Below are 24,515 nucleotides of genomic sequence, written 5' to 3'. Positions count from 1 at the left end.
GCCATCAGTCAGCACTCCGACGTGGGGTGCGCGAGGGGGATTTGAGTAGGCATGGCCAATTTCTCGAAGTCGAACGTGCCGCAGTTCTCGCTGGACGTCTACCAGAACGAGTACCTGCCCGAGGGCGGCCGCGAGGTCAACGCGATCGTCACGGTGACCGCGACCGGCGGCGGCACGATCGGAAGCGCGGCCGCCGCGCCCCATCTGTGGTCGGCGGGCCAGGGCCCGTCCGCCGCGGTGGCGCTGATGGTCGACTGCTCGGGCTCCATGGACTACCCGCCGACGAAGATGCGCAACGCCCGTGACGCCACGGCCGCCGCGATCGACACCCTGCGGGACGGGGTGCACTTCTCGGTGATCGGCGGCACCCATGTGGCCAAGGAGGTGTATCCCGGCGGCGGCAGGCTCGCGGTCGCCGACGCCACCACCCGCGACCAGGCCAAGCAGGCCCTGCGCAAGCTCAGCGCGGGCGGCGGTACGGCCATCGGCACCTGGCTGCGGCTCGCCGACCGGCTGCTGTCCTCGGCGGACGTCGGCATCCGGCACGGCATCCTGCTCACCGACGGCCGCAACGAGCACGAGTCGCCCGAGGACCTCAAGGCCGCCCTGGACGCCTGTGCCGGTCGTTTCACCTGTGACGCACGGGGCGTGGGCACCGACTGGGAAGTGAAAGAAGTCACAGGGATCGCCTCCGCCCTGCTCGGCTCGGCCGACATCGTCGCCGACCCGGCCGGGCTGGCCGACGACTTCACGCAGATGATGGAGGCGGCGATGGGCAAGGAGGTCGCGGACGTCGCCCTGCGGGTGTGGACCCCGGTCGGCACCACGATCAAGTTCGTCAAGCAGGTCGCGCCCACCGTCGAGGAGCTCACCGACCGCCGTACCGAGGCCGGTCCGCGCGCCGGGGACTACCCCACCGGCTCCTGGGGGGACGAGTCCCGTGACTACCACGTGTGCGTCGAGGTCCCGGCCGCGAACATAGGCCAGGAGATGCTCGCCGCCCGCGTCTCGCTGGTGGTCCCGCAACCCGACGGCACGGTCCGGAACCTGGGCGCACCGGGTCTCGTACGGGCCGTGTGGACCGACGACATGGTGGCCTCGACCTCGATCAACCCCCAGGTCGCCCACTACACGGGCCAGGCCGAACTGGCACAGGCGATCCAGCAGGGGCTCGATCTGCGCAAAGCGGGCGATATCGATGGAGCAACGGCCAAACTGGGCCGGGCCGTTCAGCTCGCGAACGACTCGGGGAACGCCGATACTGCGAAACTGCTTTCGAAGGTGGTCGACGTGGTCGACGCCACGACAGGTACTGTGCGACTGAAGGCGAAGGTCGAGGAGGCCGACGAGATGACTCTCGAAACCCGGTCGACAAAGACAGTTCGTGTAAAGAAGTAGACAGTTCCCGACAGCCACCGACGTAGAAGTTCCCTGATCCGAGAGGGGGAAGCGCCGACATGCCGACCTGCCCGAACGGACACCAGTCGGGTTCCGACGACTGGTGCGAGGTCTGCGGTCACCGCATGGCCGGTGCCGTGCCTCCGCCCCCTCCGCCGCCGCCCGGTCAGGGTGGGGGCGGCTACGGCTTCCCGCCGCCCGGTGGCCCCGGCGGTCCCGGTGGCCAGCCCGGTGGACGTCCGCATCTGTCCTCCGTGCCGGACCCGGAGCCGGAGCTCTGCCCGCAGTGCCGTACGCCCCGGGAGGGCGGCGCGCCCTTCTGCGAGGAGTGCCGGTGGAACTTCCTCACGAACACCGCGACCTCGTACACCCCGGCCGCCCCGCGTCCGCCGGCCGGTTCCGGGGGCCCGCCCTCGCACTTCCAGCAGCAGCCGGCCCCGGGCCCGTCCTTCGGCGGCGGTGACTCCTACGAGTACCAGGGCTCCCGCCCGTCCCAGGTGAACCGCCCGGCGGAACCGATCCCCTTCGGCTCTGAGCCGTCGGGCCGCTCGGGTCCGGGTGGTCCCGGTGGACCTGGCGGCCCCGGTGGTCCGGGCTCGTCCGGCCCCGGTGGTCCCGGCGCTCCGGGTGGCCCGCAAGGCTTCTCCGGCGACCCGTCCCGCCCCGGCGGACCTGGTGGCCCCGGCGGGCCCGGCTCCTCCGGTCCTTCCGGTTTCCCGGGCGGCCCCGGCGCTCCCGGCGGCTCCGGATCTTCCGGTTTCCCGGGTGGTCCCGGCGGCCCAGGCGCGTCCGGCCCTGGTGGGCGGCAGGGCTTCCCGGGTGACTCCGGACGCCCCGGCGCACCCGGCCCCTCCGGTTTCCCCGGCGACCCCGCCCGTCCCGGCTCCTCCGGTCCTTCCGGTTTCCCCGGCGACCCCGCCCGCCCCGGCGGTCAGGGCCCGTCCGGTCCGGGCGGCCCCGGCGGTCCGGGTGGTCCCGGCGGCGGCCCCGGCGGTTACGGCTACCCGCAGCCCGGCTCCCCGCAGGCCCCCTCCGGCCCGGGAGGCCCCGGCGGCCCCGGTTCGTCCGGCCCCGGTGGTCCAGGCGGCCCGGGTGGTCCCGGCGGTTACGGCTACCCCCAGCCCGGCTCCCGCCAGGCCCCCTCAGGGCCGGGCGGCCCCGGTGCCCCCCAGGGCTTCGGCGGCGGCCCTCCCACCCAGCCCGGCCCGGGCTCCCAGGGCCCCGGTGGTCCGCAGGGCTTCCCCGGTGGCCCCGGCCCCGGCGCCCCCGGCGGTCCGCCGAACTTCGGTGCCGACCCCTCCCGCCCGGTCCCGCCGCCCCCCGGTCCCGGTGGCCCGAGCGGTGCCCCGCAGGGCTTCCAGGCGCAGGGTGCCTCCGCCCCGCCCGCCTTCCCGCAGGAGACCGGCCGTCCGCAGCAGGGCGGTCCGTCCTTCGGCGGTGACGACTGGGTCATCTCCCCGCCGTCCTCCACCGCCCCGGGCGGCCCTGGCGGTCCCGGCAACGGCCCGGGCGGTCCCGGCGGTTACGGCTACCCCCAGCCCGGCGCCACCCAGGCCCCGCCCAGCCCCTCCTTCCCGCAGCAGGGCCCGGCGACCTGGACGGCGACCATCGGCCCGGACCGCGACTACTTCATGGCGATGATGCAGCGCTCAGGACCGGAGGCCGCGGGCCTGAACCTGCCCGCGTACTCCCCCGAGCAGCAGCGCACGCTCACCGGCAACCAGGTCACCATCGGCCGTCGCCGGCACTCCACCGGCGACACCCCCGACGTCGACCTGTCGGTGCCGCCGGAGGACCCGGGTGTCTCGCACCAGCACGCGGTGCTGGTGCAGCAGCCGGACGGCTCGTGGGCGGTCGTCGACCAGAACTCCACGAACGGCACCACGGTCAACGGCGCCGAGGAGCCGATCACCCCGTTCGTGCCGGTGCCCTTGCAGGACGGCGACCGGGTCCACGTGGGTGCGTGGACGACGATCACGATCAGGCGCGGCTAGAAAAGGCAAGCGCGTCACCGGAGGGGCCAGACGTACGGTCCCTCCGGTGAGTCCAGCCAGGCCCACTCCCGCTCTCCGGCGACCGTGACGCCGTAGCGGTCCCGGGGTGGCCGGCCCTCGCGTTCCCACAGCGCGTACGCCTCCTGTGGTTCGAGGCCGGCCCGGCTCAGCTCCAGCAGGAAGCGGTACAGCTCGCTCTCCCGGGCCGCGCGCGGCACCCCGCCCGGTTCGACCGGGCGCGTCTCGTGCCGCTCCGCTCCTCGCAGGGGCACGAAGTAGGCGGGTGTGGGCAGGAAGCGGCCCTCGGCGTGCCCGGCGTCCCGGACGGTCAGGGCGATCAGTCCGGTGGCGAGCGGGGTCAGGATCCGTGCGCCGGGCCGGCACTGGGCGAGCCAGGCGAGCGGGACCCACGGCAGGGTGCAGGTGACGATGATCCGGTCGAAGGGGGCGCGTTCGGGAACCCCGCGTGCTCCGTCGCCGGTCACGACGACGGGGTGGTGGCCGGCCGCGGCCAGGTGCCGTCGGGCCGCCTCGGTGATCTCCGGTTCCAGGTCGACCGTGGTCACGAGGTCGTCGCCGAGCCGGTGGGCGAGCAGGGCCGCGTTGTAGCCGGTGCCCGCGCCGATCTCCAGGACGCGGTCGCCGGGCCGCACCCGCAGCTCGGTCAGCATCATCGCCATCAGCGAGGGCTGGCTGCTGGAGGAGAGCAGCTCGCCGTCGCGCAGCCGGGTGGCCAGCGGGGCGTCGGCGTAGGCCCCGCGCACCCACCTCTCCCGGGTGCGCGGATCCGGGCTCTCGCCCCAGCGCCGCTCGTGGCCGCCCCTGACGCCGACGTAGTAGTACGGCACGAACAGGTGCCGGGGCACCGCCTCGAAGGCCTCCCGCCACACCGGGTCGGCGGCCCATGCCCCGCTCGCGTCGATCTCCCGCACCAGCGCCGCCCGTGCGGAGGCGGCGAGTTCGGCGAGGTCGCGGTCGAGAGCGTGCGCGCTCATACCTCCACTCTGCACCCTGGGCACCGGAGGTCCTAAGCCTCAAGTCCTCGTCCGGCCCGTCTGAGACCATGGATGACGTGAAAGAGATCCGGCGCGGCACGCTGCAGACGCAGACCTTCTACGAGCAGGTCGGCGGGGAGGAGACCTTCCGCCGCCTCGTCCACCGTTTCTACGAGGGAGTCGCCGAGGACCCGGTCCTGCGGCCCATGTACCCCGAGGAGGACCTCGGGCCGGCCGAGGAGCGGCTGGTGCTGTTCCTGATGCAGTACTGGGGCGGGCCGACGACGTACAGCGACAACCGCGGCCACCCGCGGCTGCGGATGCGTCACGCACCGTTCACGGTGGACCGCGCGGCGCACGACGCCTGGCTGAAGCACATGCGGGTCGCGGTCGACGAGCTCGGGCTGTCCGAGGCGCACCGGACACAGCTGTGGGACTACCTGACGTACGCGGCCGCTTCGATGGTGAACACCGCGGACTGAACACCGCGGACTGAACACCACCGACCCAGCACCCCGACTGATCACCACCGGCTGATCACCTCTGCGTGACCAGCGTTCACTGATTGCCGGATTCCGGTCGCGGGGCGCCGGATTCCGATCACAATCGGGTCAAGTCCCGGCTACAAGCGCTTACCCGTGACCTTCGCCTCTGACATCCTCGCCCGGAGGTCACAACACGGGCGGGGGGCCGCGTGACGGGGTTCGGGGGAATCGCACGTCTGGTGTTCCTGCGTGCGCGGGCGCACCGGCTGCTGCTGGCGGCCGCACTGCTCACGGTCCTGCTCACCACAGCGGTCCTGTCGACCCTGACCGCCTACTCGGGCGCGATCGGCGACGCGGCCCTGCGGCACGCCCTGGGAGACCGGCGGAACGCCGCCGACACCGCCCTGGTCGTCAAGGCGGGTGTGCCCGAGGACCGTCGCAAGGCCGCCGACACCGTCGTACGCCGAGTGGCGCGGCAGACCTTCGACGGGCTGCCGGTGACCGTGCGGACCCTGCTCAGGTCCGGCCCGTACGCGCTGCCCCGGTCGTTGCAGCCGGAGGCCGAGCGGTCCGGGGACCCCGATCTGACCCATTTCGCCGCGCTGGACCGCAGCCGGGTGCGGCTGACCGAGGGGCGGCTGCCGCGGCAGGCCGACGGGCAGGTGGAGGTGGCGCTTCCGCAGGCCGCCGCGCTCGCCCTGGACCTGCGCCCGGGTGCCCGCTTCACCCTCACCGACCGACTGGGCGGCCCCCCGGTGCGGGTGACGGTGACCGGCCTGTACCGGCCCGTGCGCATCGACGACCCGTACTGGCTCCTCGACGACCTGCACGGGCGGGGCGTCAACAAGCTCGACTTCACGACGTACGGCCCCCTGCTCGCCGATTCCGGCGCGCTGACCGACGGGACGGTGAGCGTCGGGACGTCGGGCTGGCTGGCGTCGGCCGACTTCGCGACGGTGACGACCACGCGCACCGACGCCCTGCGCGAGGCTGCCCTCGCCGGGAACGCGGCCCTGCGCAAGGAGCCCTCGCTCGGCGGCGCCACGACCGCGTCGACCGCCCTGCCCGAGGTGCTCGACCGCACGGACCGCTCCCTGCTGCTGTCCCGCTCCACCCTCCTGATCGTCGCCCTCCAGCTGGTGCTGCTGGCGGGCTGTGCCCTGCTGCTGGTGGCGGGGCTGCTGAGCAGTGAACGCGCCGGTGAGAGCAGGCTGTTGCTGGCGCGCGGCGGCTCCCGCGGCCGGATCGCGGGCCTCGCCGCTCTGGAGGCGCTGCTGCTCGCCCTGCCCGCACTGGTCTGCGCCCCGCTGCTGGCGGGCCCACTGACCCGGCTGCTGGCCGGGCGGGGCCCGTTGGCCCGGATCGGGCTGCATCTCGACGTGCCGAGGGACGGCCGGCCGGCGGTGTGGCTGGTGACGGCGGGCGTCGCGCTCGGGTGTGCCCTGGCGGTCACCCTGCCCGCGCTGACCTCGTCGTTCGCGCGTACCCGTGCCCGGACACTGCCAGGGCCGGTACGCGCGGGCGCCGACCTCGGGCTGCTGGTCGTGGCCGGGGTGGCGTACTTCCAGCTCAGCCGACAGACCTCCGGTGCCGTGACCGACGACCGTTCCGGTGTGCTCGGCGTGGACCCGCTGCTGGTCGCGGCGCCCGCGCTGGCGCTGCTCGCCGGGACCGTGCTGACGCTGCGGCTGCTGCCGCTGCTGGCCCGGCTCGCCGAACGCCGGGCGACGCGCGGGCGCGGACTGAGCGCGGCCCTGGCGGGCTGGCAGATCGCCCGCCGTCCGATGCGCGGCGCCGGCCCGGTGTTGCTGCTCGTGCTCGCGGTGGCGCTGGGCATGCTGGCGATCGGACAGGGCGCGTCCTGGAACCGTTCGCAGTCCGACCAGGCCGACTTCCGTGCCGGGGCGCCGGTGCGGGTGCTGGCCGCCGGCAACACGGGGCTCGGCCGCACCGACGAGTACGCGGCCGTCCCGGGCGTACGCCGGATCGCGCCCGCCGCCCGGTCCGAACTCCCGCTGTCCGGCAGCCGGGTGGCGACGGTGCTGGCCCTGGACACCTCGCGCGCCTCGATGCTGATCCGTCCCGACCTGCACTCCGGGCCCTTCCTCCAGGGGCTCGGCCCCAGCGGCGCGACAACGGGCGTACCGGTGCCCGCGGGCACGACCCGGCTGCGGCTGACGGTGGCCCTCAGCGGTTCCGACCCGAGTACCGCCGTCCAGGTCGCCGTCACCCTGGAGGACCGCTACGGCACTCCCTACCGGATCCTGATCGGCCAACTCCCCGGCGACGGACGGCCCCACGCGCTGGACGCCTTCCTGCCCGGGAACCCGCTGACCCTCACCGACCTGGAGCTGGTCGTCCCCGTCCCGCACGGCAGCGCCGAGCAACACCGCCTCACCGTCAGCGAGTTGAGCGCCACGAGCACCGACGGGAAGACCCGCCCCCTGCCGTTGCCCACCGACTGGAAGGCCACCTCGCAGAGCGAGGGGGTGGCCTCGACGCCGAACGACAAGAACAAACCCGCCCCGCCCAGGCTGAGTTCGGGATCCGGGCGGCTGGTGGCGGCCTACGGCACCGGATTCATCCCGTCCGACGACAGCTGGAGCGTGGGGGTGCTCACGGTCCGGATGAAGGCCCCGCAGCCCAAGCCCGCCGAGGTCACGGCCGTGGCCACCCAGCAGTTCCTGGACTCGGCGGCCGCCTTCGTCGGGGGGCGGCTGGACGTGCCGCTGGCCGGTGAGACCGTGTCGGTGCGCATCGTGCGGACCGTGGCGGAGCTGCCGACCGCCACGGAGAACGGCGGCGCCCTGCTGCTCGATCTGCGGTCCGTGAACCGGGAGTTGCAGGCACGGTACGGCGAGAGCGTGGAGCCGACCGAGTGGTGGCTGTCGACCCGGCCGGGCGCCGCGGACCGGGTCGCCGCGGCCCTGCGGGAGCAGCCCGACATCGACCCCACGCAGGTCGTGGTGCGGGACGAGATCGCCGGGCAGCTGCGCGACGACCCGTTCGGGGCGGGCCCCGAGGCCGCGTTCACGGCGGCGGCCGGAGTGGCGGCGGCGCTGGCGGCGGTCGGGTTCGCGGTGAGCGCGGCCGGGTCGCTGCGGGAGCGGGGCGCGGAGTTCGCCGTACTGCGTGCCCTCGGGTCCCCGCGCCGGCGGCTGGCCCGGGCGGTCGCCCTGGAGCAGAGCGTCCTGGTGCTGCTGGCGCTGCTGGCGGGCGCGTTGCTGGGCGCGGTGCTGACCCGGGCGGTGATCCCGCTGATCGTGCTCACGGACCAGGCGACCCGGCCGGTCCCCACGGTCCTGGTCCAACTCCCCCTCGGGCAGGCGGCCGCACTCCTGGCGGCGGTGGCCCTCGCCCCCCTCCTGGTGACGGCGGCACTGTCACTACGCCGAACGGATCCTGCGCGGGCGCTGCGCGAGGGGAGTGAGTGAGATGAAGTGGTTCAGGCGGAGCGACGCCGACACCAAGCCGTCCGGAACGAGCGACACCGGCACCAAGCCGTCCGCGACGAGCGACACCGCAGCGTCCACCGAAACCGACAGCACGCCCCCCGGGCCGGGCGGGCCCGCGGCCTTCCGGGTCCATGTCCCCTGGGTCCGTACCCGGCTGCGGTCCGCGACCGGCGCCGCCTGTGCGCTCGCGCTGCTGGTCGCGCTGACGGCGTGCCTCGCGGCCGCGTTCCCGCGCGCGGTCGACCGGTACGAGGACTCCGGGCTGCGCCGGGCCGCCGAGCAGGCCCGCCCCGACCGGACCGTCATCGAGGTGTACGCCCCGCCGCCCTCCCCGATGGACTCGTCCGCCCTGCGCGAGAACGCGCTGCGCCCGGACGCGCTGGCCGCGCAGGACGCCGAGGTCCGCGCCCTGATCCCGGGACCGCTCGTCATCGACCGGGGCCAGTCGGCGTACGGCGTGCGCAGCACGGACGACGTCCCGGTCCTGGACCCCTGGCTGCCGCGGCCGACCGGAGACCCCGCGCGGATGGCACTGGTCGCGCAGTCCGGCCTCGCCGCCCACTCCTCCGTCGCCCAGGGGCGGTTGCCGCGCGCCGACGGCCAAGTGACCTCGACGACCGACCGGTTGGAGGCCGCGGTCAGCACGGAGACGGCCAAGGCCCTGCACATCAAGGTCGGTTCGGTGCTGCACGCCGGCATCTACACCGTCCGGGTCACGGGCATCGTCACCCCGCGCGACCCGCAGGGTGCCTACTGGTCGACCAAGACCGTGCTGCGCACTCCGGCCGTGATCCGCGAACCCCTGCCGTCCACCGCCATGTACTGGGTCGGCGCCCTGCTGCTCGCCCCGGACGCCGGGCCCGCCCTGCTCGCCCGTGACGGAAGGCCCGAGCGCTACTGGCAGCTGGCCCCCGATGTACGGGCCCTGCGGGCTCGCGAGATCCCGGCGCTGCGGCACGCGATCTCCTCCCTGGAGGCCGGTCCCGCGCTGCGGGAGGTCCGCCGCGGGATCGACGGCCCGTCCACCGAGCTCTCGGAGATCAACGGCAGCACCGAGGTCACCACCGATTTCGACGACGTCCTCATCGCCTACGAACGGATCCGCGACAGCGTCGCCCCGCTCGTCGCCGTCGCCGCGTTCGGCACCGGCACGGTCGCCGCCGTCGTCCTGCTGATGGCGGGCGGGCTGACCGCCGAACGCCGGCGGGCCGAACTCGCCCTGCTGCGCGCCCGGGGTGTCTCCCTGCGCGGTCTCATGGCCCGGCTCCTCGCCGAGACGGCCGCCGTCGCCGTCCCGGCGGGCGCCCTCGGCCTCGGCGCCGCGCTGCTCGCGGTTCCCGCGGACCGTGCCGGCGCCGCCGCCTGGGCCGCCGCAGCGGTCACCGCCGTCGCCTGCGCGGCCCTTCCCCTGCGGGCGGCCGCCGCCCACCGTGTGGTCCGCGTGCACACCGGTCGTGAGGACGTCGCATCCGTACGGCCGTCCCGGCGCCGTACGGTCGTCGAGCTGACGCTGCTGGTGCTGGCCGCGGGGGCGGTGGAGTCGCTGCGGCGGCGCGGCGCCTCGGGCTCGGCGGGCGATCTCGTCTCCCTGGCACCGGTGCTGCTGGGGGTGATCGCGGCGCTGCTCCTGGTCCGCGTGTACCCGCTGCCGCTGCGCGGCCTGGCCCGGCCCGCCGCCCGGCTGCGCGGCGCGGTGGCGCACCTCTCCCTGGCCCGCGCGGGCCGTACCTCGGCCTCCGCCGTGCTGCCGCTGCTCGCCCTGCTGACCGCGCTGACCACGGCGGCCTTCGGCGGCTCGGTCCTCGCGGGCGTGCGGGAGGCCCGCGACCAGGCCGCCCTGTTCTCGGTCGGCGCCGACGCGCGCGTGGAGTCGGCGGCACCGCTTCCGTCGGGGCTCCCGGACCGGCTGCGCCGTACGCCGGGAGTGAGCGGCCTGTCCGCGATGAGCGTCACCGACGCGAAACCGGGCGACGGGGCGCAGCCGCTGCCGCTCGTCGGGGTGGACCCCGCCGACTACGCTGCCCTGTCGGCACGGACCGGCCTGGGCGCCTTCCCGCAGGGCGAGTTGAGGGCAGCGGCCCCCGGCGCGGCGACCCCGGCCCTGGCCTCCCGGGCCACCGCCGAGACCTATGGCACGCGGCCCTTCCCGGTCCTCTTCCCGGACGGCAGCTCCCTCACGGTCCGCATCACCGACGTCCTCGACGGCACCGCCGCGGTCGCGGGCCCGGACTTCCTGATCGTGAACCGGGCGGCCCTGAGCCCGGAGGCGGCCCGGCCGACCGGGCTGCTGCTGACCGGTGAGCACCTGGACGCAAGGGCCCTGCGCGAGGCCGCCCCGAAGACCGCGACCGTGCGCCTGCGGTCCGAGGAGCGGGCGGCCTACGTCGACTCCCCCCTCCAGACCGGCGCCGAGCGCGTCTACACGGCGGCGGTGGCGGCCGGCACGGGATACGCCCTGCTCGCCCTCCTCCTGTCCCTGCTGCGCACGGCCCCCGAACGCACCGCCCTGCTGGCCCGCCTGCGCACGATGGGCCTCACCCGGGCGGCCGGCCGACGCCTGCTGATCCTGGAGTCCCTCCCCCAGGCGTTCCTGGCCGCCCTGGGCGGCACCCTCACGGGCTGGGCCACGATCCGTCTGCTGTCCCCCGGGATCGACCTGACCGCCGTCGCCCTCCCCACGGCCGAACCAGGTTCCGGTGCGGTGGAGTTGCGCATGGACCTGCTCTCGCTGGCGCTGCCGGCGGCGGCCGTGCTGCTGCTGGCCGTCGGGGTGGGGGTCGGTCAGGCCTGGTGGTCGGGGCGACGGGGGTCGGTGACGGAACTGAGAGCGGGTGACGCCCGCTGAACCGCTGCGACAGCCCCTTGAACAGCCCTGATGCCGGACCGCAGTCCAGGAGAAGGCCCATGACCACGAACCCCACCCTCACGGATCTGGCCCAGCGGGCGACCGCCGCCCGCAACCGCCCGAGCTACGGCCACGACGCCCTGATCACCTGCGACCGGCTCGTCCGCATCTTCACCACGGACGGCGTGGAGGTCCAGGCCCTCCAGGGCCTCGACCTCCTGGTGCGCGAGGGTGAACTCCTCGCCCTGGTGGGCGCGTCCGGCAGCGGCAAGTCCACCCTCATGAACATCCTCGCCGGCCTCGACACCCCCACCGCGGGGGCGGCCCGGGTCGCCGGCCACGACCTGCTCACCATGACCGCGAAGGACCGCCTGGCCTACCGCCGCAGGACCGTCGGCTTCGTCTGGCAGCAGACCTCCCGCAATCTGCTCCCCTACCTCACCGCGGCCCAGAACATCACCCTGCCCATCCAGCTCTCCGGCGCCCGGACATCCCGCCGCGCCCAGACCGAACGGGCCCTGGAACTCCTGGAGTTGCTGGAGATCGCGGACTGCCGCAACCGCCGCCCGCACCAGATGTCCGGCGGCCAGCAGCAGCGCGTGGCGATCGCGGTCGCGCTGGCCAACAACCCCGCGGTCCTGCTGGCCGACGAACCGACCGGCGAACTCGACTCCCACACCGCGGAACAGATCTTCGCCGCGTTCCGCACGGCCAACGAGCGGCTCGGCACGACGATCGTCATCGTCACCCACGACCAGGCCGTGGCCTCGGAGGTCCGCCGCGCGGTGGCCATCAGGGACGGCCGTACGGCCACGGAGGTCCTGCGCCGCAGCGAGGTGGACGCGACCACGGGCCACGAGACCGTGGTGGCGCGGGAGTACGCGATGCTGGACCGCGCGGGCCGCCTCCAGCTCCCGAAGGAGCACACGGAGGCGCTGGGGATGCGTGACCGGGTGGCGCTGGAACTGGAACCGGACCACATCGGGGTGTGGCCGGACGACAGCGACCGGGACTGAAGGGCGGCGTGGCGGTCAGCGCACGCTGACGCCGAGCGTCCCGAGTCCCCCTTGCCGTACGGCTATCGAGCCGTAGGGCGTGCGCAGCCGCAGCCACGCTCCGGAGGAGAACAGCCCCGACTCACCGCCGGGCCGCAGGAACCCGAGCGACTGGGCCGCGTGCACGGCCCGCACGGGAAGCCGGGTGTCCGCCACGGTCCGGGACCAGATCTCCCGCCCGATGCGGTCGAGTTCGGCCCTGGTACGCGCCTCGGGCCCCAACTCCTCGGTACGGGAGCGGAATTCGGCGATTCCGGCGAGGACGAGCGCGCGCAGCGCCTCGGGCGCCGGGAGGCCGTTCACCGGCTGCCACCCGCCGCGCGGCGGCAGCACCCCGGCCCAGGGCGGACCGGTCACCGCCGCCGGCACGACCGCCGTGCCCGCGCTCTCGTCGACGGACTCCAGGAGCTCGCCGGCGGACACGGTCACGTCCAGGGAGGCGTCGAGCCCGTTCTCGTACGGCTTCGCGAGCCGCACCGCGCGGATCGCCAGCACCTCGAAGGACGGCGGCCGTCCGAAGACGGCGAGCGCGGTGCCGGTCCCCTGGAGGCGCACCGCGGCCGAGCGGTCGTAGTGGAGCAGCCGGGTGAGGAAGGCGGCGAGGTCGGCCGCCTCCGACTCGTCGGCGAGGTGGAGCACCGTCATGCGGCGACGGCCTCCTCCTTGTCCTCGTCCCGGTACCCCTCCAGGAACTCCCGTTCCTCAGCGGTGATCCGGCGCGGTCGCTGCGCCTCGAAGTCGAACGGCACGACCACCGTCGAGGCCTGTACGTAGACCAGGTCGTCGTCCTTCACCTCGTAGGAGATGGTGAAGGACGCCGCCCTGATCTGCGAGACCCACAGCTCGATGTCGACCGGGTGGTGCCGGTGGACGAGCTGCCGCTTGTAGTCGATCTCATGGCGTGCCACCACGGACCCCTGCTTGAAGTCCTTCTCCGGGCGGAACAGGAAGTCGATACGGGCTTCCTCCAGGTAGCGGAGGAAGACCACGTTGTTGACGTGGCCGTACGCGTCCATGTCCGCCCAGCGCAGCGGGCAGTGGTAGATGTGCCGCAAGATCAGCCCCGGGTCAGCTTCTTGTAGGTGGCGCGGTGCGGACGCGCGGCGTCCGCACCGAGCCGCTCGATCTTGTTCTTCTCGTACGACTCGAAGTTGCCCTCGAACCAGAACCACTTGGACTCGCCCTCGTAGGCGAGGATGTGCGTGGCCACCCGGTCCAGGAACCAGCGGTCGTGGGAGACGACCACGGCCGCGCCCGGGAACTCCAGGAGCGCGTTCTCCAGCGAGCTGAGGGTCTCGACGTCGAGGTCGTTGGTCGGCTCGTCGAGGAGCAGCAGGTTGCCGCCCTGCTTGAGGGTGAGCGCCAGGTTGAGGCGGTTGCGCTCACCACCGGAGAGGACACCGGCGGGCTTCTGCTGGTCCGGGCCCTTGAAGCCGAACGCGGACACGTAGGCGCGGCTCGGCATCTCGACCTGGCCCACGTTGATGTAGTCCAGCTCGTCCGACACGACCGCCCAGAGGGTCTTCTTCGGGTCGATGTTGGCGCGGCTCTGGTCGACGTACGAGATCTTGACGGTCTCGCCGACCTTGATGGAGCCGGAGTCCGGGGTCTCCAGACCCTGGATCATCTTGAAGAGGGTGGTCTTGCCGGCGCCGTTGGGGCCGATGACGCCGACGATGCCGTTGCGCGGCAGGGTGAAGCTGAGGTCGTCGATGAGGAGCTTGTCACCGAAGCCCTTGCTGAGGTTGTTGACCTCGACGACGATGCTGCCGAGCCGCGGGCCCGGCGGGATCTGGATCTCCTCGAAGTCCAGCTTCCGCATCTTGTCGGCCTCGGCGGCCATCTCCTCGTACCGCGCGAGACGGGCCTTGGACTTGGCCTGCCGCCCCTTGGCGTTGGAGCGGACCCACTCCAGCTCTTCCTTGAGCCGCTTGGCGCGCTTGGCGTCCTTCTGGCCCTCGACCTTGAGACGGGTCTGCTTGGTCTCCAGGTACTTGGAGTAGTTGCCCTCGTAGCCGTGCAGGCGGCCGCGGTCGACCTCGCAGATCCAGCCGGCCACGTTGTCCAGGAAGTACCGGTCGTGGGTGACGGCGACGATGGTGCCGTCGTACTTGGCGAGGTGCTGCTCCAGCCAGTTCACCGACTCGGCGTCGAGGTGGTTGGTGGGCTCGTCGAGGAGCAGCAGGTCGGGGGCCTCCAGCAGCAGCTTGCACAGCGCCACACGCCGCTTCTCACCACCGGAGAGGTTGGTGACCTGCCAGTCGCCGGGCGGGCAGCCGAGGGCGTCCATGGCCTGCTCCAGCTGGGCGTCGAGGTCCCACGCGTTGGCGTGGTCGAGCTCCTCCTGGAGCTTGCCCATCTCGTCGAGGAGCGCGTCGCTGTAGTCGGTGGCCATCAGCTCGGCGATCTCGTTGAACCGGTCGAGCTTGCCCTTGACCTCGGCGACACCCTCCTGGACGTTCTCCAGGACGGTCTTCTCCTCGTTGAGCGGGGGCTCCTGGAGGAGGATGCCGACGGTGTAACCGGGCGCGAGGAACGCGTCACCGTTCGACGGCTGGTCCAGCCCCGCCATGATCTTCAGGATCGTGGACTTACCGGCACCGTTCGGGCCGACCACACCGATCTTCGCGCCGGGCAGGAAGTTCAGCGAGACGTCGTCAAGGATGACCTTGTCGCCGATTGCCTTGCGCGTCTTGCGCATGGTGTAGATGTACTCAGCCAAGAGAAACCGTCCGGCAGCTTGAAATCTGGCAGTGGGCAGATACACCCCATCTTGCCTGAGGTCCAGCGTTGGGTGGTAACCCGTTCGGTCGGGGGGCTGTGACCTGGGGGTTCGCCGCGGCCGACGGTGGACGGCCGGCCGGTGCCGGGCGTCGCCGAGTGCCGAGGTGCCGCAGGCCCGGGAGATCAGGACGACCAGGACCCTCCCCGCTGCCGGACGGATCCGCCGGGACAGCCGCCTACCCGTCCGCGCTCCTCCGCACCGCCAGCCACACCGCGGCCCCCACGGCGACCGCTCCCGCGCCGACTCCCGCGGACTGCATCAGGCCGCGGTGTCCGCGCCACGACAGCACCGACCAGGTCGACTGCGCCGAGAACAGGGACCCCATGCTCAGCCATGACCCAGTGGAGATCACGGACAGGGCCGAACCGATCGAGCCGACGGACAGGGCGCTGCCGATCGAGCCGACCGAGAGGGCCGAGCCCACGGAGCCGATGGAGAGCACCGAGCCCACCGAGCCGATCGACAGCACCGAGTCCTGCGACCACAGGGACAGCACGGAGTCCGAGGACGGGTGACGCGCCGCTGACGCGGTTGACTTCGTCATGCGGGCCATTCTGCCCGCGACGGCGCGTCGCGGTCAGTCGTGCGTCCGGTTCTGCTTCCTGCCCGTGACGACCAGGAACGTGCCCCCGATCACGACCAGCCCGATCGCGGTACCGGCGATCAGCGGCGTCGTCGCGGAGCCGCCGGTCTCGGCGAGGTTGACGTCGGCGGAGGGCGCCGCCACCGTGGCGGGGCTCGGCTCGCTGAGCGTCTGGGTCGTGGTGCCCTTCTCGGCGCTCCGGGTGCGGCAGTCCAGGACTCCGGTGAAGCGCTCCGAGAGACCGTCGGGCCCCTTGATGGTGAAGTCGTACGCCTGGTCCTCCTGGAGCGGGACCGTCACCGTACGGGTCTCCCCGGCCGCGATGGCGTACTGCGTGCCCATGAGCTCGAACCCGAACTCCTGGTCGCCCTGGTTCGTGGCCGTGATGTCCAGGCCGCCCTTGGTGCAGTTGCGGGCCGCGGACAAGGCGGGGACGGCACCCTGCTCCGCCCAGGTCGCGCTCGCCGTCGCCGAGACCGTCGACTCGCTGGAGCCGGCCAGGATCTGGGTCTGGCTCCGGCTCTCCGAGGCGAAGGCCCGCCCGACCGGCACGGTGGTGGAGGCCTGCACGGTCAGGCCGGCCGAGCCCGCCGCCGCGTCCTCGGGGACGTCGAACCAGAGCTCGCTGCCGTTGCCCGCGGAGGTCACCGGCCTGCCGTCCTTGTCGACGATCCGCACCCCGCTCATCGCCGCGTCGGCCGGCGGCGTGACCGTCGTACCGGCCGCGTTGGTGTGCACGGTCACGGGGCCGATCAGCCCGCCGGGCCGGCCGGAGACCGCGGGCGGGTCCAGCGTCAGTGAGGCCGCCGGTTCCGCGAGGTCGCGGGCGCTCTTCTCCAGGTAGTCCGCGAGCTTCTCGGCCTGCGGGTCGACGGCGTCCACGTTCGCGGCGTCCGAGTAGCGCCAGATCGCCACCTGGGTCCCGGCCGCCGCGTCCTGCTCGGTCAGGCCCGCGGAGACACCGGCCCGGGCGGCGAGCGCCGCGAGGTTGTTCACCTGGGGATAGGAGTTCTGGAGGATCCAACGGATCTTCCCCGCGTTCTTGTTGGCCCCCAGCGAGGTCCCGCTCCAGTCGGTCTCGTGGTACTTGGCGTCCTTCTGCGTCGGGTTGTAGAGGTCGACGCAGTAGGTCTGCAGGGTGCCCCCGCCCTCGACGGACATCTCGAACAGCCCGGCGGGCACCGGGAGATCGCCGTCGGTGTCGTGGATCACCGCTTCGCCGTAGGTCTTCAGGCCCCCTATGGTCGCGGTCGCGCCTCTCTGGTCCTGTGCCGTCCCGTCCGCGGCGGCCGTACCGGCGGCGGCCACCGCCATACCGGCCGCGAGCAGGCCGGAGACGAACGTGGCGGCCGCGAGGCGAGCCGCTCCCCGTCCGCGCACGGACAGCGCAGAGAACGCAGAAAACACGGAATACCCCTTCGGGCAGGACCCGTTGACGAGCGGGGTGGCGGTCCCACCAGCAGAATCAGTAGCCCCGAGAGCTGTGTTCGGCATCCTAGGGACGCGGTCGTGCCGCTCTTCCCGGGATGCGGTCGGAAGATCGATCCGACTCGGAATCGTTATCGCCAGGCCCTTTCACCGGCAGGGCTTATCGACAAGTCGACCAGAAGAGTCCGGAACGCATTCGCCGATAAGCCGTACTTCGGCCGGAGTGCCGACATCTGCCCGATGTCACGTCACCGCGACGGCCTCCCGCCGGCCCTCGGTCTCGGCGGCGGCCTCCCGCCGGTCCTCGGTCTCGGCCGGCGGTGTCTCCCAGGAGGGCTCCGGCCGCGCGGGCGCACCCGGCCCCGCGGTCTCCGCGCGCTGGGTGCGCCGGAAGGCCGAGGTGCCGCGGGCGAGGTCGTGGCCGATCGCCACCGCGTCGATGTCGGCCGAGGTCCAGGACGGCTGCCCCTCGCGTACCTCCGCCCGGATCTTCAGCCGGCCCTGGACGACGACCGGATCGCCCACGTTGACGGACCCGGACACATTGGTGGCGAGCTGGCGATTGGCCCACACCGTGAAGAAGTTGGTGTGTCCGTCCGTCCACTCGTTCTTCTCGCGGTCCAGATAGCGCGCGGTCGCCGCCAGCCGGAACCGCACCGACGCGCCCGTCGCCAGCTCGCGGTACACCGGCTGTGTCGCCACGTTGCCCACCGCGCAGATCATCGTCTCGTTCATCGCGGACATCCCTCCCGGACATGCGTACGGGCCCGTCCCGTACGGCTGTTGCCGTCTGTGCGGGGACCGCGTCACCGCGATCGCCGCGAAGCCAGACTGCCTCCGCCGGGCCGAGCCCGCTGCGCCCTGTGGACCGTCCACGGGCTGTGGAAAACCTCACCACCCGATCGAGGGACCTCGTCCACGCGAGAACCCTGCCACCCCGCCCCTGCCTGTCACCCCACCCCTGCCGGCCTGCCTGCCACCCCACCCTTGTCACCCCACCCCGACGACCCTCCCGTACTGCTCCCGCACCTCCCGGTACCGCAGCAGCTCGGCCGCCACCGGATCCAGCACCCGGGCCCGCCCGCACCCGGCGGCCGCCTCCCGCAGCCGTCGCTCCGCCTCCACGCCGTAGCGTCGTGCGGGCCCCCGCGCCGCCATCCGGCAGCTCCACTCGACGAGCGGGCCGCCGACGATGCCCAGCACCATCAGCAGCACCGGAACTCCCAGGTTCGGCGCCATGACCCCGACGATCTGGCCCACCAGCCAGGCCCCGCCGACGATCTGGAGCAAGGTCATGGACGCCTGCGCCAGCACGGCCGCCGGCCACCAGCCCGGACGCGGCGGCCTGCCCGGCGGCAGCCCGGCCCGGGCCGTTAGCTCGTCCAGCGCCTCGGACAGCCCCTGGGAGCCCCGTACGGCCGCCTCGCGCACCGCCAGCGCCCACGGCGCGGGCAGTCCCGCCGAGGCCCGGTCGGCGAGCGTCCGTACGGCCTGCTCGACCCGTTGCCGCGCGGTCGCCTCCTCGTCGGCCGGGGCGCGCAACGGCAGCCGTCCGGTGGCGGGTTCGCGGCGGTCCTGGTACCAGCGCCACAGCCGCAGCCACGGGGTTCCGCACGCGCGGTTGGCGTTGCGCAGCCAGGCGCGTTCGGCGGCCTCGCCCGCCGCGGTGGCGCCGACCGCGTCCGCGAGACGCGCGGCGAAGTCGTCGCGCGCCTCCTCGCTCAGGCCGGTGCGCCGTCCGGTCGCGTAGACGGGCCGCAGTCGCCACGCGGCCGCGTCCACGTCGGCCGCGATCCGCCGCGCGGGAGCCCCGCGTTCGGTGACGAACTGGCCGAGCGTCTCCCGCAGTTCACCGACGCCGTCCCCGGTGAGCGCGGACAGCGCGAGCACCGTGGCACCGGGTTCGCCGTACTCGCCGAGCGCGATCCCGTCCTCGTCGAGCAGTCGCCGCAGGTCGTCGAGGACCTGCTCGGCGGCCTCCCCGGGCAGCCGGTCGATCTGGTTGAGGACGACGAACATGACCTCCGCGTGACCCGCCATGGGCCGCAGATAGCGCTCGTGCAGGATCGCGTCGGCGTACTTCTCGGGGTCGACGACCCAGATGACGGCGTCGACGAGCGCCAGGATCCGGTCCACGTGCTCGCGGTGCTGGACGGCGGCCGAGTCGTGGTCGGGCAGGTCGACCAGGACGAGGCCGCGCAACTGGGCCTCCGACTCGGCGCTCTGGAGCGGGCGCCGCCGCAACCGGGGCGGGATGCCGAGCCGTTCGATGAGACTTGCCGAGCCGTCGCTCCAACTGCACGCGATCGGGGCCGCGGTGGTGGGCCGGCGCACGCCGGTCTCCGAGATGGCCACTCCGGCGAGCGCGTTGAACAGCTGCGACTTGCCGCTGCCGGTCGCGCCCGCGATGGCGACGACGGTGTGCTGCCCGGAGAGCCTGCGCCGGGCGGCGGCCTCGTCCAGGACCTGCCCGGCCTCGGCGAGCGTCCGGCTGTCGAGCCGGGTCCGTGAGAGCCCGATGAGCTCCCGCAGGGCGTCCAGACGCGAGCGAAGGGAGCCGTCGTACGCCAGCGGGGCGGCGGGCGGCGCATTGTGCCCGCGGGCCTCCACGACGGCGGCCTGCTCGCTCTCGGCGGTGACCCGCCGCGCGATGAGCCCGTCGTCCCAGGCCTCCCCGGAATCGCCGTCTGCGGCCGCCCCGGCGTCGGCGGCCCCCAGGGAGCCACTTTCGGTCTCCGCTCGCGCCTGAGCGGCCTCTGTGGGCCCGCGCGAACCCTCCTCGCGCGCGAGACCGGCCCGGGCCCGCGCCCTGCCCGCCCGCTCCTCGCCCACCGCCGGGGCCCGCTTCGGCCCCCTGCCCTCCGCCTGCCCGTCACCGGCCTCCACGCGCGTGTGCTCCCTCTCGCTCCCGGAGTTCTTCCCGCCCCCGGCCGTGACCGGCGTCTCGTCCACCCCGTCCTCGCTCCCAGTGCCCTCGGGTTCGGTGTCCTCGGGCACGGCGTCCCCCGAGTGCCGCGCGTGATCCGCCCGCTCCGGGTGGTCCGCCCGCTCCGTGTGGTCCTGATCCGTGTGGTCCTGATCCGTGACGGCGGTCATCGGTCACCTCTCCTTCTGCAGTACGGACAGCGCGGCGATGAGTTCGGCCTGTGGTTCGGGGTGCACTTCGAGTGCGTCCAGCGGGGCGAGCCGGCGCTCGCGTTCGGCGTGCACGACCCGGTCGAGGTGCTCGGCGAGCAGCCGTCCGCCCCGGTCCCGCAGCCGCAGCGCACCATGGGCGCCGATCCGCTCGGCGAGCCCCTCGCCGGCGACCCGGGCCCGGCGCCCGCCCAGCAGCGCGGTGGCGACGAGGGCGGCGACGGTCTCGGGGTCGGGCGCGACACCCCGGTCGAGGCCGCGGACCTCTTCCTCCGCGTACTCCTCCAGCTCCCGCCGCCACCGCCGTACGGCCATCCCGATCCGGTGCTCGGCGCTCTCCGGGGTCGGGTCACGGTCGGTCAGCTCCGGTGCCGTGGCCGCCGGTTCCCGCCGCCAGGCCTCGGCGACCCGCTCGTCGGCGGCGGTGACCGAGCACAGCAGGAGGGCGCCCAGGCTCTCCACGAGGGCGTCCAGGAGCTCACTGGCGGTGCAGTCCAGGGGGAAAGCCCGCCAGCGCTTGAGGGCGTCACCGGCGAGCACGGCCCCGGCCTGGAGCCGCCCCCGCACGCGCGCGTACTCGGTGTCGTACGCGCTCTCGACGGCGGTGGTGAGCCGCAGCGCGGCCGCGTACTGGGCGGCGGCGGCACTGGCGAGTTCGGGCATCCGGGACTTGAGGGAGGCGAGGACGCCGTGGGCCGTACGGGCGACGGTGTACTGCCGGGCCGCCGGGTCCTGCACCTGGTGGACGAGCCAGGTCCGCAGCGGCGCCACCGCGGTGGCGGGCAGCAGTCCGCCGCCCCAGGCCGACTCGGGCAGCTCGGGCACCGTGAACCGGGGCACCTCGCCGAGGCCGGCCTTGGTGAGCAGGGCGCCGTACTGCCGCGAGACCTCGGAGACGACCTGGTGCGGCACCCGGTCGAGGACGGTCACCAGCGTGGCGTCGTACTCCTTGGCGGTGCGCAGGAGGTGCCAGGGGACCGCGTCGGCGTAGCGGGCGGCCGTGGTGACCATGATCCAGACGTCGGCCGCGCAGATCAGCTCGGCGGCGAGGACGCGGTTGTCGGCGACCAGGGAGTCGATGTCGGGCGCGTCGAGGAGGGCGAGGCCGGGCGGCATGGTGTCGGCGGTCTCGATGCGCAGCACGCGCGCGGGGTTCTCGCCGGGCAGCAGGAGGTCGTCCGCCGCTTCTTTGTGGGGCGCCCACACGCGGGTGAGGTCGGGCAGGACGCGCATACCGCTGAACCAGTGATGGTCCTCCGGGTGGCAGACCAGCACCGGTGTCCGCGTGGTGGGGCGCAGCACGCCCGCCTCGCTCACCCGGCGGCCCACAAGGGAGTTGACGAGGGTCGACTTGCCGGCGCCGGTGGAACCTCCCACGACGGCCAGCAACGGCGCGTCGGGATCCTTCAGCCGGGGCACCAGGTAGTCGTCGAGCTGGGCGAGCAGTTCGTCGCGGTTGGCACGCGCGCGTGGGGCCCCCGCCAGGGGCAGCGGGAAGCGTGCGGCGGCGACACGGTCGCGCAGGGCGGAGAGTGCGTCGAGCAGCTGAGGCCGTACGTCCAAGGTCACCACATGTGAAGAATGCCCAATTTTAGGGGAATTCTGAAGCATATGAGCATGTCTGCGCGCCGACCGGACCCGAGGGACGAAAGGGATGACTGGGACGCGGGCGCAGCCCAGGCATAACGAGTGCACAACACCCGGTGCGCGAGGCGGCAAAAGCGATGCACGATTCGTACCTGCCTGCGATTATCAGGACCGCTTCACTGAACCTCCACATCGAGCCACGGAGGCGAAGCAACAGGGACAAGGTCGTGGGAGCCCTATCCTTGTCCCCGGCACCGTCACGGACCGGCCCACACCCGGGCACCCAAGACAGAGGCCACCACACCCGGCCCCCGTAGCTCAGTGGATAGAGCAGGCGCCTTCTAAGCGCTTGGCCGCAGGTTCGAGTCCTGCCGGGGGCGCTCACACCTTCTGACCACCTAGTTTGGGCAGGGGGTCTTTTCATGTCCGGCCCTCCATCGGTATGAGACCAAGCGCCTTGGGCCGTGCCGCTCAAAGGCCAGTGACGGAAGAGGCTCCCGCGTGACCGCGAAGAAAAGTCCGGAAGAGGTCGTCTCGGTCCCCGTCGGACACGTCGTCGGCGGACGGGACGACGTGGTGGACGACGACTGGGGCAAGGAGACCGCCGTCATACGGCTGGACTCCGACCGGTTCGGGCCCGACGCGCTCGCCGGACTCGACGCCTTCTCCCACCTGGAGGTCGTCTACCACTTCGACCGCGTCCCGGTGGAGAAGGTCGAGACCGGCGCCCGGCACCCCCGCGGCAACACCGACTGGCCGCTGGTCGGCATCTTCGCCCAGCGCGGCAAGAACCGCCCCAACCGTCTCGGCGTCTCCCGCTGCCGGCTCCTGCGCACCGACGGTCTCGACCTCCACGTCCAGGGCCTGGACGCCGTCGACGGCACCCCCGTCCTCGACATCAAGCCCTACATGGCCGAGTTCGGCCCCCAGGGCCCCACGGACCAGCCCGCCTGGGCGACCGAGATCATGCGCGACTACTACTGACCGTGCCTCGTACCACTGTCAGTACCGCGGCGTAGAGTCGATCATCCTGACCGGACATCACGACGGGGGACGACCGACATGCGTCTGCGCTGTGCCGTGCTCGACGACTTCCAGCAGGTGGCGACCACCCTCGCCGACTGGTCGCCGCTCGCGGACCGGGTCGAAGTCGTCTCCTACGACAGTCACTTCGCCGACGAGGACGCACTGGCCGCCGCTCTCGCCGACGCCGACATCGTGGTCACCCTGCGCGAGCGCGTCCCCTTCCCCGCCTCCCTGATCGCCCGCCTGCCCCGGCTGAAGCTGCTCGTCGCCTCCGGCATGCGCAACACCGTCATCGACTACGACGCCGCCGAGGCGCACGGCGTCACCGTCTGCGGCACGGCCAGCTCTTCGACCCCGCCGGTCGAGCTGACCTGGGCGCTGCTCCTCGGCCTCGCCCGCGGGATCGTCCAGGAGAGCAACGCGCTGCGGGCACAGGGCCCCTGGCAGTCCACCGTCGGCGCCGACCTGCACGGCCGCCGGCTCGCACTGCTCGGCCTCGGCAAGATCGGCAGCCGGGTCGCCCAGGTCGGCCTCGCCTTCGGCATGCGGGTCAGCGCCTGGAGCCAGAACCTCACCCAGGAGCGCGCGGACGAGGTGGGCGTCGAACTCGCCCCGTCCCTCCAGAACCTCCTGGCCACCGGCGACTTCGTCTCCGTCCACCTGGCCCTCGGCGACCGCACCCGGGGTCTGCTCGGCCCCGCCGAACTCGCCCTCCTCAAGCCCACCGCCCATCTGATCAACACCTCGCGCGCGGCGATCGTCGACCAGGACGCCCTCCTCGCCGCACTGCACGAGGGCCGGATCGCCGGAGCGGCCCTCGACGTCTTCGACACCGAGCCCCTGCCCGCCGACCACCCCCTGCGGACAGCCCCTCGCCTGCTCGCCACCCCGCACCTCGGCTACGTCTCGCAGGCCAACTACGCGACGTACTACGGCCAGGCGGTCGAGAACATCGAGGCGTACCTGGCGGGTTCACCCGTCAGACGACTCCCCTGAGGCCTGACTGGTAAGCGGCATGCGGTAGATCCCCTCGCTCCGGTGCAGGTGGTGCAGATCCACCAGGCAGCGCCGGAGCGTCACATGGTCGATCTCGTCGCTGTCCTCGCACCAGGCCCGCAGCCTCTCGTCGACGACCCGCTCCGGGTAGGCGGCACCCGGCTCGAAGGTCTGCTCGGCGATGTGCCGCAGCACCAGCTTCTTGCGGTTCCACTGGGCGGGCAGCCGGACCAGCCGCCCGTCCCGGACGAAGGTCCGCAGCACCGGCTCCCCCGTCACCGGTCCCGCCGCGGTGTGCTCCCGCCGCGCCGCCTCCCGCGCGTGGTCCCGGAAGAGGTCGTACGCCACCCCCAGGGCCCCGTCGGTCCCCTCGACCACCACGCCCTGCTCGCCCAGCCGGTGCAGCGCCACGGCCGTCTCCCGCGCCGACAGGCCCGCCGTGCGGGCGACCGCGGCGGGGGTGCCGGCGCCCAGCGCGACCGCGGCGAAGGCCCGCACGCGGCTCTCCTCGGCGAAGAGACGGATCACTTGGTCGACCGGTTCGGTGTCGGTAGCCATGTCCGGAGGCTAACCGCGCGCCCCTCTCCGCTCCGAGTGAATTTCCCTCGCACACGGGAGCGGAACCCGGCCCCGCTGTTCAAAAAGGGTGATCCACCGCCCGAACGCCGTTACCAGGAGTGAGTGGCCGCGTTGAAGGGGGAGTGCGACGGCGCGTCCTGCCGTCGCACCCAACGAGTCAGAAGGAGTA

18 protein-coding genes and 1 tRNA gene are annotated in these 24,515 nt (G+C 73.3%); 9 read left to right on the top strand and 10 right to left on the bottom strand.

Features of this window, described 5'->3' with window-relative positions:
- The first annotated feature begins 51 nt into the window (after positions 1-51).
- Both H295_RS0114675 and H295_RS0114670 read left to right on the top strand, forming a co-directional pair.
- Positions 52-1,398, top strand: coding sequence for a vWA domain-containing protein (locus H295_RS0114675; RefSeq protein WP_020136088.1), 1,347 nt, complete (start codon positions 52-54; stop codon positions 1,396-1,398).
- Between the two features lie 59 nt (positions 1,399-1,457).
- Positions 1,458-3,392, top strand: a complete 1,935-nt coding sequence (locus tag H295_RS0114670) for an FHA domain-containing protein (RefSeq protein WP_028809362.1) — start codon at positions 1,458-1,460, stop codon at positions 3,390-3,392.
- A gap of 14 nt (positions 3,393-3,406) precedes the next feature.
- Here H295_RS0114670 and H295_RS0114665 read toward each other — a convergent pair whose 3' ends face one another.
- Positions 3,407-4,387 carry a methyltransferase domain-containing protein gene (locus H295_RS0114665; protein WP_020136086.1) on the bottom strand — a complete coding sequence of 327 codons (981 nt, stop codon included), beginning with the start codon at positions 4,385-4,387 and terminating at the stop codon, positions 3,407-3,409.
- A gap of 68 nt (positions 4,388-4,455) precedes the next feature.
- Here H295_RS0114665 and H295_RS0114660 point away from each other — a divergent pair, with 68 nt between their 5' ends.
- The 4 genes from H295_RS0114660 to H295_RS0114645 all read left to right on the top strand — a co-directional run bounded on the left by H295_RS0114660 (position 4,456) and on the right by H295_RS0114645 (position 12,188).
- The gene (locus H295_RS0114660; protein ID WP_020136085.1) at positions 4,456-4,869 is read left to right on the top strand and encodes a globin; all 414 of its coding nucleotides are present in this window, start codon (positions 4,456-4,458) and stop codon (positions 4,867-4,869) included.
- Between the two features lie 212 nt (positions 4,870-5,081).
- Positions 5,082-8,306: an FtsX-like permease family protein gene (locus H295_RS0114655; RefSeq protein WP_028809361.1), complete on the top strand. Its 3,225-nt coding sequence runs from the start codon at positions 5,082-5,084 to the stop codon at positions 8,304-8,306.
- Position 8,307: 1 nt separating this feature from the next.
- Positions 8,308-11,172 (top strand): FtsX-like permease family protein, encoded by a 2,865-nt coding sequence (locus tag H295_RS0114650; RefSeq protein ID WP_020136083.1) that lies wholly within the window; start codon positions 8,308-8,310, stop codon positions 11,170-11,172.
- A gap of 59 nt (positions 11,173-11,231) precedes the next feature.
- Positions 11,232-12,188, top strand: coding sequence for an ABC transporter ATP-binding protein (locus H295_RS0114645; RefSeq protein ID WP_020136082.1), 957 nt, complete (start codon positions 11,232-11,234; stop codon positions 12,186-12,188).
- 15 nt (positions 12,189-12,203) lie between these two features.
- Here H295_RS0114645 and H295_RS0114640 read toward each other — a convergent pair whose 3' ends face one another.
- From H295_RS0114640 to H295_RS0114605, 8 genes are all read right to left on the bottom strand, one after another.
- Entirely contained in the window at positions 12,204-12,872 is a 669-nt protein-coding gene (locus H295_RS0114640) for a hypothetical protein (RefSeq protein WP_020136081.1), read from the bottom strand.
- Positions 12,869-13,282, bottom strand: coding sequence for an acyl-CoA thioesterase (locus tag H295_RS0114635; RefSeq protein ID WP_020136080.1), 414 nt, complete (start codon positions 13,280-13,282; stop codon positions 12,869-12,871). Before H295_RS0114635 ends, H295_RS0114640 begins: the two co-directional genes overlap by 4 nt.
- 2 nt (positions 13,283-13,284) lie before the next feature.
- The gene (ettA, locus tag H295_RS0114630; RefSeq protein WP_020136079.1) at positions 13,285-14,949 is read right to left on the bottom strand and encodes an energy-dependent translational throttle protein EttA; all 1,665 of its coding nucleotides are present in this window, start codon (positions 14,947-14,949) and stop codon (positions 13,285-13,287) included.
- A 238-nt stretch (positions 14,950-15,187) separates the two neighbouring features.
- On the bottom strand, positions 15,188-15,556 hold the full coding sequence (locus H295_RS0114625) for a hypothetical protein (protein ID WP_028809360.1): 369 nt from the start codon (positions 15,554-15,556) through the stop codon (positions 15,188-15,190).
- 33 nt (positions 15,557-15,589) lie between these two features.
- Positions 15,590-17,002, bottom strand: coding sequence for a Cys-Gln thioester bond-forming surface protein (locus H295_RS0114620; protein ID WP_028809359.1), 1,413 nt, complete (start codon positions 17,000-17,002; stop codon positions 15,590-15,592).
- Positions 17,003-17,266: 264 nt separating this feature from the next.
- Entirely contained in the window at positions 17,267-17,758 is a 492-nt protein-coding gene (locus H295_RS0114615; protein ID WP_028809358.1) for a single-stranded DNA-binding protein, read from the bottom strand.
- 255 nt (positions 17,759-18,013) lie between these two features.
- Positions 18,014-20,119, bottom strand: a complete 2,106-nt coding sequence (locus H295_RS0114610; RefSeq protein ID WP_020136075.1) for a YfjP family GTPase — start codon at positions 20,117-20,119, stop codon at positions 18,014-18,016.
- Positions 20,120-20,122: 3 nt separating this feature from the next.
- Entirely contained in the window at positions 20,123-21,730 is a 1,608-nt protein-coding gene (locus tag H295_RS0114605; RefSeq protein ID WP_028809357.1) for a dynamin family protein, read from the bottom strand.
- A 322-nt stretch (positions 21,731-22,052) separates the two neighbouring features.
- Between H295_RS0114605 and H295_RS0114600 the strand changes: the two genes are divergently transcribed.
- The 3 genes from H295_RS0114600 (at position 22,053) to H295_RS0114590 (ending at position 23,767) form a co-directional block, all read left to right on the top strand.
- A tRNA-Arg gene (locus H295_RS0114600) sits at positions 22,053-22,125 on the top strand.
- Between the two features lie 121 nt (positions 22,126-22,246).
- Positions 22,247-22,729: an SAM-dependent methyltransferase gene (locus H295_RS0114595; protein ID WP_020136073.1), complete on the top strand. Its 483-nt coding sequence runs from the start codon at positions 22,247-22,249 to the stop codon at positions 22,727-22,729.
- A gap of 78 nt (positions 22,730-22,807) precedes the next feature.
- The gene (locus H295_RS0114590) at positions 22,808-23,767 is read left to right on the top strand and encodes a D-2-hydroxyacid dehydrogenase family protein (RefSeq protein WP_020136072.1); all 960 of its coding nucleotides are present in this window, start codon (positions 22,808-22,810) and stop codon (positions 23,765-23,767) included.
- Here H295_RS0114590 and H295_RS0114585 read toward each other — a convergent pair.
- Positions 23,744-24,325, bottom strand: a complete 582-nt coding sequence (locus tag H295_RS0114585; RefSeq protein ID WP_020136071.1) for a DUF2087 domain-containing protein — start codon at positions 24,323-24,325, stop codon at positions 23,744-23,746. The genes H295_RS0114590 and H295_RS0114585 overlap by 24 nt on opposite strands.
- Between the last annotated feature and the right edge of the window lie 190 nt (positions 24,326-24,515).

This window comes from Streptomyces sp. 351MFTsu5.1, from assembly GCF_000383655.1.
In the GTDB taxonomy this organism is placed as follows: domain Bacteria; phylum Actinomycetota; class Actinomycetes; order Streptomycetales; family Streptomycetaceae; genus Streptomyces; species Streptomyces griseorubiginosus.
Note: the sequence above shows the minus strand (reverse complement) of the source record. Positions and strands in the feature narration are given on the sequence as shown.